Origin of the sequence: Methylopila sp. 73B (assembly GCF_000526315.1) — a bacterium.
In the GTDB taxonomy this organism is placed as follows: Bacteria; Pseudomonadota; Alphaproteobacteria; order Rhizobiales; family Methylopilaceae; genus Methylopila.
Genome location: NZ_JAFV01000001.1, coordinates 1,480,123 through 1,493,018 on the forward strand (window position 1 = coordinate 1,480,123; position 12,896 = coordinate 1,493,018).

The following is a 12,896-nucleotide window of genomic DNA, read 5'->3' on the forward strand; positions in this document are numbered from 1 at the left end:
TGTCCGCGCTCAGAGCGCGAACACGTCCTCGGCCGCAAAACCGGGGAGAACCGCCGCATGCGCGTCGAACGCCGGCGCCGCTCCAAGCTCCGCGCCGTTGCGGCGGAAGATGGTGGCCTTCGTCGGCCGCGTGCGGCCTGCGGCCGCGATGATCCGGCCGTGGGGCTTCAGCTGCGCGGCGAGAGCGCGAAGGCCGTCCTCGACCGCGCCGTCGATGAAGATCAGGTCGTAGGGCGCGCCGGCGGGCGCCCCGGCCGGCAGCGGCCCCTCGACCAGCGTCACGCCTTCGCCCGCAAGATTCGCCCGCGCCGCCGCCGCAAGCGCGGGATCGCTCTCGACCGCCGTCACCGTGGCGACGAGTCGCGACAGCACCGCGGCCGCATAGCCGAGCCCGGCCCCCACGACGAGCGCGGTTTCGCCCTCGCGCGGATCGGCGAGCTGCACGAGCTTGGCGAGGGTCATCGGGTCGAGCATCTCGCGGCCGCCGCCGAGCGGCGCGCGCGAATCGAGATAGGCGACGTCGCGGCGGCCGGCGGGCATGTAGTTTTCGCGCGGCGTCTCGGCGAAGGCGGCGATGACCCGCGGATCGGTCACGTCCGCGACGCGGATCTGGCAATCGACCATGCCCTGCCTGAGGCGCGCGAAATCCGACATGACGTCTCGTCTCCGAACGGTCCTGGCGCCGGGCCAGCCCCGCGCCGCGACGTTCTATCTGCGGCGCCGCGCCGCGTCAGGCAAGCGCGCCGCGTCATTCGCGTGTTGCGATGGCTCGACCTGCAGGCTATGGAGAGCCGCCGTTCCGCGAGCAGCATCCGCCGGGTCTCGAACCCCAGCCGCATCTCGCACGAGGCCACGTGGCGGAATGGTTACGCAGAGGACTGCAAATCCTTGTATCCCGGTTCGATTCCGGGCGTGGCCTCCACTCTTCAGCGGCGCATCCGCCACAGTCTGTTGATCTCTCGACGACTACGCAGTTTCACTCTCACCCGAATCGTCGTGCGTCCGTCATCCCCCCGTCTGCGGCCGCCACGTGCGCGGCCACTTCGGGGGATTTGGGACTTATGCGCTTCGTTCTCGTCATCGCCGCGGCGGCCTCGCTCGCAGGCTGCGCCAGCATCACGCGCGGCTCCACCAACCAGATCACGGTCACGACGGAGCCGGCGGGGGCCAGCGTCCGCACCTCGATGAACCACGGCTGCCCGACCAGCCCCTGCACCTTCACGGTCGGCCGCAAGGACGAATTCATCGTGACGGCCTCGAAGCCGGGCTACCGGGACGCCGCCATGCCGGTGAAGACGCGGATCGCAGGCTCCGGCGCGGCGGGCTTCGCGGGCAACGTGCTCGTCGGCGGCGTCATCGGCATGGGCGTCGACGCCGCGACCGGCGCCACGCTCGAGCATTATCCCAACCCCATCGTGCTCGCGCTGCAGCCCGAGGCGCCGGCCTCCGCGCCGGGGCCGCGCCGCAAGAAGGCGCCCGCCTCCGGGCCCGGCTCCAAGCCGGTCGCGCAGGCGGAAATCACGCCCGCGTCGTGACGTCGTCGCGAAAGCGGCTTGGCGCCCGGTCGAATCTTCTGCTATAGGCGCGGCCTCCCGAGAGCGCGGCGCGCTTCTCGCGGTCCTCGGTAGCTCAGCGGTAGAGCCCTCGACTGTTAATCGAGTTGTCGCAGGTTCGAATCCTGCCCGGGGAGCCAGTTTCAGACCAGGCGGTTGATCCGCTTCGCTCCAAACATCCCCGGACGCCCGCGCGTCCGGGGATGTTTGCGTTCGGGCCTCAACGGAACAGCGCGAACCCCTCGCCCCTCACCCGGTCGAGCCGTTCGCGGCAGGCGGCGTAGGCGGCGTCGCCCGGGCGCACGCGGCCGAGCGGGGCGGCGCTCCAGTCGGTCTCCCGCACGAAGGCGATCGGCGCCGCGATCGGCGTGAGCTGCGAGCCGAGGCCGGCGAGCAGCGTCGACAGCACGCCGTACATCGCGCCGTCGATGGTGGGCCGCCCCACCGTGATGAGCCGGTGCTGCCCATGGCGGTTGGTGACGAGGTAGAGGTGGCCGGACTGGTGCGGCGCCGCCACCTCGCCGGACTGCGCGTAGGGCGCGTCGAGCCGCTCCCGCTCCACGAACACGAGACGGCTGGCGTCGTCGCTCCAGAAGATGTCGGTGCGGTAGGCGTAGACGGCGTCGGCGTCTCCAAAGGAAGGCCGCAGCGTGAGGTAGGCGCCCTCGAGCCAGCGCACCGCGGGCCGGGAATAGGCGCCCAGCGAATCCGGCGCGGAGGCCTCGCCCTGGGCGGGCGCCGAGGTCTGCGCCGGACCCTCGCGCAACCGCACGCCGAGCGCGTCCTCGAGCCGGATGACGCTCGCCAGCGTGAAGGGACGGCGGCCGGACAGCGCCTTCTCCAGCGTCGAGATGCTGATGCGGGCGAGGTCGGCGAGCCCCTGCCGGGACATCCGCCGCAGCGCCAGCTCCTCGCGCACGCGGAGCGCCAGCGCCTGGGCCGCCGCGCCTACGATCTCCCCGTCCGCCCCCGGCGTTCCGTTCATATCCGCACCGTTCCGCACAAAACCGCACACGCCGCGACAGTGCCGCGCCGCCGTCCGCCGGACAAGGCGGAGCGCGCCGGAAGCTTGCCGATCATCACGCTCGTGCGGCGCAGGTCCTCCGGGCACGACGGAGAGGCGGCCGATCGGGCCGCGATCCTCCATGCGGAGCGCCTGCGATGTCCCTGCCCTGCCGTCCCTCCACCCCGTTCGGCGCCGCACGCCGTCCCGCCGCGGACCGGACCCCGCCGCTGCGGCTCGACCACGGCCGCGCGTCCGTCCGGCGCTTCCTGATCGCGCTGGCGACGCTGTTCGTGGTGCTGGCGTCGAGCTTCGGCGGCCTGCTCGCCATGGCCGCCGGCGGCCGCGCCGCGGAGATCCCGGCCGTCTCGCCGGCGACGGCGCGGGCCGGCGCGCTGCTGCTGAAGGGCGCGACCCCGGGCGCCTATGTCGAAGCCCCCGCGGTGCGCGCGGACTACGACGTGACGGTCAGCGGCTCAACCCAGCGCACACGGGTGACGCAGGCCTTCGTCAACCCCGGCTCGGGCTGGATCGAGGGCGTCTATGTCTACCCGCTGCCGGAGAACGGCGCGGTGGACGCCATGCGGATGGTGGTCGGCGGCCGCGTGGTGGTGGCGGAGATCAAGGAGCGCGCCGCGGCCAAGGCCGCCTACGAGCAGGCCAAGCGCGCGGGCCAGGCCGCCGCGCTGACCGAGCAGGAACGGCCGAACATGTTCACCAACTCGGTCGCGAACATCGGGCCCGGCGAGACGGTCGTGGTTCAGATCGAGTACCAGGCGCCGGTGCGCCGCGACGGCGACGTGTCCTCGCTCCGCATCCCGCTGGTCGTCGGACCGCGCTACGCGCCGGCGGCGGCGGCGCAGGTCGAGACGGTCTCCGACGCCCCGTCCGAGACGGCGCGCGGCGGCGATCCCGTTCCGGACCGCGACCGTGTCACGCCGCCCGTGCTCGACCCGGCGACCTCCGCGCCGAGGAATCCGGTGACGATCACCGTGCGGCTTCAGGCGGGCTTTCCCGTGGCGACCATCGAAAGCGCGCACCACGCCGTCCACACGGAGGCCCCCGCCCCCGACCAGCGCGTGGTCACGCTCGACGGTCCCGTCGCCGCCGACCGCGACTTCGAGCTGAGCTGGACGTCGACGCCCGCCGCGGCGCCCTCCGTCGGCCTGTTCCGCGAGCGCGTCGGCGACGCCGACTACCTGCTGGCCTACGTCACGCCCCCCGCGGCGAAGGCGGCGCCGGTCGAGACGCCGCGCGAGGCGGTGTTCGTCATCGACAACTCCGGCTCCATGGGCGGCCCGTCGATGGCGCAGGCCAAGGCCAGCCTCGCCTTCGCCCTACGCCGCCTGAAGCCTGACGACCGGTTCAACGTGATCCGGTTCGACGACACCATGGACATGCTGTTCGCCGACGCGCTGCCCGCGACCGAGGCCAACGTGACGCGCGCGCTCCGCTTCGTCGAGGCGCTGCAGGCCCAGGGCGGCACGGAGATGCTGCCGGCGCTGAAGGCCGCGCTCAACGATCCCCGTCCCGCCGACGAGCGCTTCCTGCGCCAGATCGTCTTCCTCACCGATGGCGCCGTGGCCGACGAACAGCGCATGTTCGACGCCATCGCCGCCGGCCGCGGCCGCAGCCGCCTGTTCATGGTCGGCATCGGCTCGGCTCCCAACAGCCACCTGATGAGCCGCGCGGCGGAGCTCGGCCGCGGGACCTTCACCCACATCGGCTCGGCCGCGCAGGTCAAGGAGAACATGCGCGCGCTGTTCGGCAAGCTCGAGAGCCCGGCGGTCACCAACCTCTCGCTCGCGATCCCCGGCGGCGCGGCCGACATGACGCCCGCGGTTCTCCCGGACCTCTACCGCGGCGAGCCGCTGGTGATGGCCCTGCGCCTGCCGCGCGCCGAGGGCGCGATGGAGATCCGCGGGGCGATCGGCGGCCAGCCGTGGCGCGAGACGCTGAACCTCGCGGACGCGACGCCGGGCGCCGGCGTCTCCAAGCTCTGGGCGCGGCGCAAGATCGACGACGCCGAGATCGCCCGCACGACCGCTGCGCTGACGCCGGACCAGGCCGACGCCGCCATCCTGCGGCTGGCGCTGGAGCACCACCTCGTCACCCGCCTCACGAGCCTCGTGGCCGTGGACGCCACCCCGCGCCGCGCCGCCGACGCGCCGCTCGACCGCGCCGACGTGCCCCTCAACCTGCCGGCCGGCTGGGACTTCGAGACGGTGTTCGGTCCGCGCGCGCCGGCCGCTCCCATGCGCTCCGCCGATCTCGGCGAACCCGTCGCCGTCGCCGCCGCGCAGGAGGTCTCCCTGCCGCAGACGGCGACCGACGCCGAGCTGCGGCTGCTCGGGGGCCTCGGGCTGCTCGGCGCCGCCCTTCTGGTCGCCGTCTCCCGCCGGCGGGAGCGGCGCGCGTGACCCGGCGGCGGCTCCCGCTCAGGACGGCGCTCGTCGCCGTCCTGACGCTCTCAGGCCTGACGCTCGCGGCGCAGGGGCTGTGGATCCCCGCGAAGGCGGCGCTGGCGCAGGTCCTGCTCGACCGCGCCTTCGCCCGCACGCTGAGCGAAGGTCGGCCGGAAAAGGCCTGGGGTTGGGCGGACACCTGGCCGGTGGCGCGCATCTCCGTCCCGCGGCTCGGCCGCAGCGCCGTGGCGCTGTCCGGCGTGAGCGGCGAGGCGCTGGCGTTCGGTCCGGGCTGGGCGCCCGGCACGCCCGAGGCCGGCGACGACGGCGTCGCGGTCTACGCCGCCCACCGCGACACGCATTTCGCCTTTCTCGCCGACCTCGTGGTCGGCGATGTGATCGAGGTGACGCGGCGCGACGGCCGGAGGGCGCGGTACCGGATGACGGGCGCTCGCGTCGCATCGTGGGACCGATCCGGGATCGACCCGAACGCCGCCGGCCGCGGGCTGGCGCTGGCGACCTGCTGGCCCTTCGGCGCGCGCACCTCGGGGCCTCTGCGCTACGTCGTCGAGGCGACGGCGGTGGAGGACGCCCCGGTCACGGCCTCGGCGGAACGCCGTCCTTGAGCGCCGCTACGATGGCCTCGAGGCCGTCGGTGAGCGCGGCGGGACCCGGCTGGAGAATCAGCGGCGACTTGATCTCGAAGATGCGGCCGTCGCGCACCGCGGGGATCGCGTCCCAGCCGGGGCGCGCGCGGATCTTCGCGGGCGAGACCTTCTTCCCGCACCACGAGGCGAGGATCACGTCCGGCGCGGCGGCGATCACCGCCTCGGACGAGACGATCCGGTCCTTCGCCGCGGCGTTGCGCGCGAGGTCTGCGAAGACGTCCTCGCCGCCGGCGACCTCCACCAGTTCGGAAACCCAGCCGATGCCGCTGATCATCGGCTCGTCCCACTCCTCGAAATAGACCTTTGGCCGCGCCCGCCCCGCGACTTGCGCCCGCCGCGCCGCGAGGTCCGCGGCGTAGCCCTCCGCGAGGCGCTCGGCCCTGTCGCCCGCCCCGACGAGCGCGCCGACGCAGCGGATCATCGCGAGGACGCCCGCGACGTCCCTGTGGTTGAAGCCATGAACGCCGACACCAGCCCGCAGCAGCTCGGCCACGATCTCCGCCTGCAGGTCGGAGAAGGCGAACACGAGGTCGGGCGCGAGGGCGAGGATCTTCGGGATGTCGGCGGAGGTGAACGCCGAAACCCGCGGTTTCTCGCGCCGCACCTGCGGAGGGCGGACGGCGTAGCCGGAGACTCCGACGATCCGCCTATCCTCCCCCAGGAGGTAGAGCGTCTCCACCGTTTCCTCGGTCAGGCAGACGATCCGCTCCGGCGGAAAACAGCGCATCTCCTCGCCTCTTAAGGTTCGCGGCGCCTCGGGACGTGCGGCCAGACCTAGCGGAACCGCCGTTGCGGGACCAGCGGCGAGCCCTCCGGCGACTGATCCGTCGCCCGCCAGCATCCGTAGGCTTGGAAACTCCCCCACGTCCCGCCCGCGGAGTCCGATGCCCTCGTCCGGAAAGCCCTCGTCCTGCGCGCTCGTGTGGTTCCGCGAGGATCTGCGCCTCGCCGACAATCCCGCGCTCCGCGCCGCATTGGACTCGGGCAAGCCTGTGCTCGGCCTCTATGTCTTCGACGACGCCACCTCGGGCCAGCGGCCGCTCGGCGGGGCCTCGCGCTGGTGGCTCGCCCAATCGCTGCGCGCGCTTGCGAAGGAGTGCGCGGCGATCGGCCTTCCCTTCGTCATCCGCCGGGGCAAGACCGCCGAGGTCGTGCCCGCCGCCGTCGATGAGGCCGGAGCCGATACGGTGCTGTGGAACCGGCGCTACGTCGCGGCGGAAAACCAGATCGACGCGGCTCTCAAGGAAAGCCTGCGCAAGGACGGCCGCGAGGTCGAGAGCTTCAACGCGCGCCTGATGTTCGAGCCTTGGGAGGTCACGTCCAAAGCCGGAGGGCCGCTGAAGGTCTATTCGCCGTTCTGGCGCGCCTGCATGGCGAAGGGCGAACCGCGGGCGCCGCTGCCGAAGCCGCGCAAGGGCGAGATCACCGCGGGGCCGGCGCTGAAGGGACTGACGGTCGACGACCTTGGCCTGGAGCCGACGACGCCCGACTGGGCCGGCGGGCTGCGGGAGGCCTGGACGCCGGGGGAGACCGGCGCGCGCGAGGCGCTGACGGCGTTCATCGACCACGGCCTGCGCGGCTACGCGGAGGGCCGCAACCGGCCGGACCAGCCGCACGTGTCGCGCATGTCGCCCCATCTGCGGTTCGGCGAGGTGAGCCCCTATCAGCTGTGGCATGCGGTCGAGCGCGCAAAGGCCGAGGGCGACGCGACGGCGACGGACGTCGAGAAGTTTCGCTCGGAGCTCGGGTGGCGGGAGTTCTCGTATCACCTGCTCCACAGCAACCCGGACCTCGCCACAGAGAACTTCAATGCGCGGTTCGACGCCTTTCCCTGGAAAACCCCGGACCCCGCGCACCGGAAGGCCTGGCGGAAGGGCCTGACCGGCTTTCCGATCGTGGACGCGGGCATGCGGCAGCTCTGGACCACGGGCTGGATGCACAACCGGGTGCGGATGCTGTGCGCTTCGTTCCTGATCAAGGACCTCATGATCGACTGGCGCGAGGGCGAGGACTGGTTCTGGGACACGCTCGTCGACGCCGACCCGGCTAACAATTCCGCGAGCTGGCAGTGGGTGGCGGGATCCGGCGCCGACGCGGCGCCGTACTTCCGGGTGTTCAACCCCTCGCTTCAGGGGAAGAAGTTCGACCCGCAGGGAGACTATGTGCGCGCCCTCGTCCCTGAGTTGAAGGACGTCCCTGCGAAGCACATCCACGAGCCGTGGGACGCGCCGCGCGAGGTTCTCGAGCGCGCCGGCGTGACCCTGGGCGAGACCTACCCCCAGCGCATCGTCGACCATGACGCCGCGCGCGACGCCGCCCTGAAAGCCTTCGGCCGGATCAAAGACCGATGACGACGTCCCGCCTGCGCATCGCCGTCGTCGGCTCCGGCATCTCCGGCGCCGGCGCGGCCTTCGCGCTCCACCCCCACCACGACGTCACGGTCTACGAGCGCGAACCGCGTCCGGGCGGCCACAGCCACACGGTCGACGTCGACTACGACGGCGTGCGGATCGCCGTCGACACCGGGTTCATCGTCTACAATGGCCTGAACTACCCGAACCTCACCGCCCTGTTCGACCATCTCGGCGTCGCCACCAAGGCGACCGAGATGAGCTTCGGGCTGTCGCTCGACCGAGGCGCTTTCGAATGGTCGGGCAAGACGCTTGGCGCACTGTTCGCCCAGCGCCGCAACTTGGTCGCGCCGTCCTATCTCTGGATGCTGCGCGAGGTGATGCGGTTCAACAAGCTCTGCGTCGCGGACAAGGCGGCCGGCGCGCTGGTCGGCCTCAGCCTCGGCGACTGGCTGGACCGGCGCCGCTTCGCCCGGCGCTTCCGCGAGGACTACCTCGCCCCCATGGCGGCCGCGATCTGGTCGACTCCCGCGGCGCACGTGCTGGACTTCCCCGCCGAGAGCTTCGTCGCCTTCTTCGCCAACCACCGGCTGATCAACACCGAGCGTCCGATCTGGCGCACGGTCGAAGGCGGCAGTAGGTCCTACGTCGAGAAGCTCAACGCGCCCTTGCGCGACAGATTGCGCCTGGGCGCGCCCGTGGCGTCGATCGCCCGCGACGACCTCGGCGTCACCGTGACGGACGCCGCCGGCCGGGCCGAGCGGTTCGACCAGGTGGTCCTGGGAGCGCACACCGACGAATCGCTCCGGCTGTTGACCGACGCGAGCGACGCCGAACGCGCGGTGCTGGGCGCGATCCGGTACCGGCCCAACGACGTCTGGCTGCACAGGGACGCGCGCCTGATGCCGAGGCGCAGGGCGGTGTGGTCGGCCTGGAACTACCTCGGCAGCCGGACCGATCCCGCCGTCGCCGCACGCGACGTCGCGGTGACCTATTGGATGAACGAGCTGCAGGGCGTCGATCCCGAACGTCCGCTGTTCGTGACGCTGAACCCGCCGTTCGAGCCCGACCCGGCGCTGACCTTCGCCCGCTTCCGCTACGACCATCCTCAGTACGACGCCGCAGCCTTGGCGGCCCAGCGGCGGTTGCCCGAGATCCAGGGCAAGCGCCGGACGTGGTTCTGCGGCGCCTGGACCGGGTTTGGGTTTCACGAAGACGGCTTGTCATCGGGCCTCGCCGTGGCGGATGCTCTGGGAGCCGCGCCGCCGTGGCGCGCGCCGAGCTTCGCCGAGGCTGCGGAGTGACGGGATACGAGGCGCCCAGCTTTCGGCCGCCGGAGGCCGCCGCGTCGCTCTACCCGGGCGAGGTTATGCACGCGCGCCTCAAGCCGTTTGTTAACCGGTTTGTTTACCGGGTGTTCGCCTTGTTGATCGATTTGGACCGGCTTGACGTCGCTTGCCGCGCCGCGCGCCTGTTCTCGGTCGGCCGCTTCAATCTCGCGAGCTTCCACGAGGCGGACCACGGGCCGGGCGACGGCTCCTCGCTGTCGACCCATGTCCGCGGCCTGCTGGCGCGGGCCGGACAGGACCCGGAGGGCGGCCGCGTGCTGCTGCTCTGCTACCCCCGCATCCTCGGCTACGTGTTCAATCCCTTGAGCGTCTACTGGCGCTACGACGACGCGGGCGCCCTCACCGCCGTCGTCTACGAGGTGACCAACACCTTCGGCGAGCGGCACGCCTATGTCGCTCCGGTCAAGGATGGCGAACTCACCGAAGCCGGGCTCCGCCAGGAGCGGGACAAGCTGTTCTACGTCTCGCCCTTTCTCGAGACCGCGATGCGCTACGCCTTCCGCATCCGCCCGCCGACCGACGACGTTCGGCTGCGCATCCTAGAAAGCGACGCCGAAGGGCCGATCCTCTCCGCCACCTTCGCAGGCGAGCGCCAAGCGCTGACCGACGGCGCGCTGCTCCGGCTCTGCGTCGCCATGCCGTTGATGACCCTCAAGGTTTTCGCCGGCATTCACTGGGAGGCGTTGAAGCTCTGGATCAAGGGCGCGCGCCTCGTGGACCATGACCCGCCTCCTTCGCCCGCGAGCCACGACGCTCCAGGCCCCATACGCCACGGGCGCGGGGCTCGCGGCCCTCAAGATCGCCTCCAAGACCGCGCCGTGGCGCCGACCGTCCGGGAAACGACCGCGCCATGACCGCCGCCCCGATGTCCCAAAACCCCGCCAGCTTCGCCCCCGCGCGCCCGTCCGAGCCTACGCCGCCCGCAGCGCCGTTGCGCGTGACGCTCGACAACGTCGCGGAGGCCGCCCGAGGGCTTCCACTCGAGGTCCGCATCGCGTTGCAGGTCGCGGCGCGCATCGTCCGCGGCCGTCTGTCCGTGACCTTCCCCGACGGCCGCATTCTGGTGTTCGACGGCGTCGAGCCCGGGCCGGACGCGACGCTCGTCGTGCGCGATCTCGGCTTCGCGCGGCGCATCCTGAAGGGCGGCGACATCGGCGTCGCCGACGGCTTCCTCAACGGCGAGTGGGACAGCCCGGACGTCACCGCGTTCTTGGAGCTGTTCTGCGTCAACGCGGACCATGTCTCGCAGTATCTGATGATGAAGCCGCTCTACCGCGCGCTTCAGAACGTCCGGCACTGGCTGAACCGCAACACCAAGAAGGGCGCGCGCCGCAACATCGAGGCCCATTACGATCTCGGAAACCGCTTCTACGAGCAGTGGCTCGACCCGACGATGACCTACTCTTCCGCGATCTTTGACAGTGGGACGCAGGACCTGGCGGCCGCGCAGCGACGGAAGTACGAAACGCTCGCGCGCTCGATCGGCGCGAAGCCGGGCGACCATATCCTCGAGATCGGTTGCGGCTGGGGCGGCTTCGCGGAGTACGCCGCGACCGAGATCGGCTGCAAGGTGACCGGCCTCACCATCAGCCCGGCGCAGCTCGACTACGCCCGCAAGCGGATGTTCGAGGCGGGGCTCTCCGAGCGCGTCGAACTCAAGTTGCAGGACTACCGCGACGAGCGCGGCGCTTATGACGGCGTCGCCTCGATCGAGATGTTCGAGGCGGTCGGCGAACGATGGTGGCCGACCTATTTCTCGCAGGTGAGGGACCGGCTGAAGCCCGGCGCCGCGGCGGGCATCCAGGTCATCACCATCCAAGACCGATTCTTCGACGCCTACCGGCGCGAGACCGACTTCATCCAGCGCTACGTCTTCCCCGGCGGCATGCTGCCCTCCCCCACCGTTCTGCGCGACGTCGCTAAGGCCGCGGGCCTCTCGGTCGCGGCCGAGAAGATCTTCGGCGTCGACTACGCCCAAACGCTGGTGGAGTGGCGCAAGAGTTTCCGGGCGGCCTGGCCGACCATCCAGCCGCTCGGCTTCGACGAGCGCTTCCGCAGGCTTTGGGAGTACTACCTCGCCTACTGCGAGGCCGGCTTCCGCTCCGGCAACATCGACGTGCGCCAGGTGGTGTTCGCACGGGCATGAGGGCCGGCCGCGAACTCTCGCTCGCCGGCCTCGTCGCCTACGCCCTCCCCGCGATCCCCTTCGCGGCGCTCACCCTGCCGCTCTACATCGTCGTCCCGAGCTACTACGCCGAAGGGCTCGGCCTTCCGCTCGCGGCCGTTGGCAACGCCCTGCTCGCCGTCCGGCTGATCGACGCGCTTGCAGACCCCGCGGTCGGCGTCGTCGCAGATCGCTGGCGCCCCAGCTTCGGCCGGCGGCGTCTGTGGTTCGCCGCCGCCATGCCGCCGACGGCGATCGCCGCGTGGATGATCTTCACGCCCGAGCGCGGGGACGGGATCGGCTACCTGCTGTTGTGGGGCGCGGCGCTGTCGATCGCCTGGACTGCCGCGCTGGTGCCTTACAACGCCTGGGGCGCTGAACTCTCGACCTCCTACGCCGGCCGCAGCCGCATCGCGGCCTGGCGCGAGAGCGCGGCGCTGGTCGGCACGCTGATCGCGCTGTCGCTGCAGGCCATTATCCCCCCCACGCTCGGCGGCGGGCAGGCCGAGGTGCTCGCCTCCTACGCGGTGTTCGTCGGGATTGGCCTTCCGCTCCTCGCGATCGGCACGCTCACGCTGACGCCAGAGCCCGTCGACGCCTCGCGCCGCCGCCTCAGCTTCCGCGACGGGCTTGCGGCGATGAAGGCGAACACCGCCTTCGTCCGGCTGCTGGTCGCGTTCTTCATCAACGGCTTCGCGAACGGCCTGCCGGCGACCCTGTTCCTGTTCTTCGTCAGCGAGCGCCTGGCCGCGCCGGACCTCGCAGGACCCTTCCTCGTCGCCTACTTCGCGGCGGGCGTGCTGGGGGTGCCGTTCTGGCTCTGGCTCGCGCGGCGGACCTCGAAGCACCGCGCCTGGTGCCTTGCGATGCTGCTCGCCTCAGCGGTGTTCATCCTCGCGCCATTGCTCGGCCCCGGCGACGTCGTCCTGTTCGGCCTCGTCTGCCTGGTCACCGGCGCGGCGGTGGGCGCCGACCTTGCGCTGCCGCCCTCGATCCAGGCCGACGTGATCGACGTCGACACCGCCGCCTCGGGCGAGCAGCGCAGCGGGCTGTATCTCGCGGCCTGGGGCCTTGCGACCAAGCTGGCGCTCGCAGCCGCCGTCGGCCTCGCCTTCCCCGTCCTGGCCGCGGCCGGTTTCGACCCGGCGGCCGGATTGCGCGAACCGCTCGGGCTCACGACCCTCGCCTGGCTCTACGGCGGCTTGCCCGTCGCGCTGAAGCTGATGGCGGTCTGGCTGATGTGGAAGTTTCCGCTCGACGAAGCGTCGCAGAAGGAGCTTCGCGCCCGCATCGAAGCGGCGGCCTGACCTCAAACGCACGTCATCCCGGCCGAAGCGCAGCGGAGACCGGGATCGTCGGCAGGATGGCGCTATTGCGACCGCTCGCCGGAGACAACTGCGGAG

The 12,896-nt window shown here is 71.7% G+C and carries 11 protein-coding genes and 2 tRNA genes; 10 read left to right on the forward strand and 3 right to left on the reverse strand.

Going from position 1 to position 12,896, the window contains the following annotated elements; genetic code table 11:
- Positions 1-9: 9 nt before the first annotated feature.
- Positions 10-654 (reverse strand): hypothetical protein, encoded by a 645-nt coding sequence (locus K244_RS0107065; protein WP_020185553.1) that lies wholly within the window; start codon positions 652-654, stop codon positions 10-12.
- Positions 655-848: 194 nt separating this feature from the next.
- Here K244_RS0107065 and K244_RS0107070 point away from each other — a divergent pair.
- The 3 genes from K244_RS0107070 (at position 849) to K244_RS0107080 (ending at position 1,693) form a co-directional block, all read left to right on the forward strand.
- Positions 849-922, forward strand: a tRNA-Cys gene (locus K244_RS0107070).
- Positions 923-1,061: 139 nt separating this feature from the next.
- A complete protein-coding gene (locus tag K244_RS0107075) occupies positions 1,062-1,535 on the forward strand; it encodes a PEGA domain-containing protein (protein WP_020185554.1) in 474 nt (157 codons plus the stop codon).
- An 83-nt stretch (positions 1,536-1,618) separates the two neighbouring features.
- Positions 1,619-1,693: transfer RNA gene (locus K244_RS0107080), tRNA-Asn, on the forward strand.
- 80 nt (positions 1,694-1,773) lie between these two features.
- On the opposite strand, the gene K244_RS0107085 is transcribed toward K244_RS0107080, so the two are convergent.
- The gene (locus K244_RS0107085; RefSeq protein WP_020185555.1) at positions 1,774-2,538 is read right to left on the reverse strand and encodes a helix-turn-helix transcriptional regulator; all 765 of its coding nucleotides are present in this window, start codon (positions 2,536-2,538) and stop codon (positions 1,774-1,776) included.
- Positions 2,539-2,714: 176 nt separating this feature from the next.
- On the opposite strand from K244_RS0107085, the gene K244_RS0107090 reads away from it, so the two are divergent.
- Positions 2,715-4,976, forward strand: a complete 2,262-nt coding sequence (locus K244_RS0107090) for a marine proteobacterial sortase target protein (protein ID WP_020185556.1) — start codon at positions 2,715-2,717, stop codon at positions 4,974-4,976.
- A complete protein-coding gene (locus K244_RS0107095) occupies positions 4,973-5,587 on the forward strand; it encodes a class GN sortase (RefSeq protein ID WP_020185557.1) in 615 nt (204 codons plus the stop codon). Before K244_RS0107090 ends, K244_RS0107095 begins: the two co-directional genes overlap by 4 nt.
- On the opposite strand, the gene K244_RS0107100 is transcribed toward K244_RS0107095, so the two are convergent.
- Positions 5,559-6,356 carry a cobalamin-binding protein gene (locus tag K244_RS0107100; protein WP_020185558.1) on the reverse strand — a complete coding sequence of 266 codons (798 nt, stop codon included), beginning with the start codon at positions 6,354-6,356 and terminating at the stop codon, positions 5,559-5,561. The genes K244_RS0107095 and K244_RS0107100 overlap by 29 nt on opposite strands.
- Before the next feature lie 157 nt (positions 6,357-6,513).
- On the opposite strand from K244_RS0107100, the gene K244_RS0107105 reads away from it, so the two are divergent.
- Genes K244_RS0107105 through K244_RS0107125 form a run of 5 tightly spaced genes read left to right on the forward strand, consistent with a single transcriptional unit; the run spans position 6,514 to position 12,800 of the window.
- Positions 6,514-7,980, forward strand: coding sequence for a deoxyribodipyrimidine photo-lyase (locus tag K244_RS0107105; protein WP_020185559.1), 1,467 nt, complete (start codon positions 6,514-6,516; stop codon positions 7,978-7,980).
- Between the two features lie 11 nt (positions 7,981-7,991).
- Positions 7,992-9,284 (forward strand): FAD-dependent oxidoreductase, encoded by a 1,293-nt coding sequence (locus tag K244_RS0107110; protein ID WP_024816363.1) that lies wholly within the window; start codon positions 7,992-7,994, stop codon positions 9,282-9,284.
- Entirely contained in the window at positions 9,281-10,183 is a 903-nt protein-coding gene (locus tag K244_RS21590) for a DUF1365 domain-containing protein (RefSeq protein ID WP_280949664.1), read from the forward strand. Before K244_RS0107110 ends, K244_RS21590 begins: the two co-directional genes overlap by 4 nt.
- Complete coding sequence (locus K244_RS0107120; protein WP_020185562.1) at positions 10,180-11,475, forward strand: cyclopropane-fatty-acyl-phospholipid synthase family protein; 1,296 nt, start codon at positions 10,180-10,182, stop codon at positions 11,473-11,475. Before K244_RS21590 ends, K244_RS0107120 begins: the two co-directional genes overlap by 4 nt.
- Complete coding sequence (locus K244_RS0107125) at positions 11,472-12,800, forward strand: MFS transporter (RefSeq protein WP_020185563.1); 1,329 nt, start codon at positions 11,472-11,474, stop codon at positions 12,798-12,800. Before K244_RS0107120 ends, K244_RS0107125 begins: the two co-directional genes overlap by 4 nt.
- Positions 12,801-12,896 lie beyond the last annotated feature (96 nt).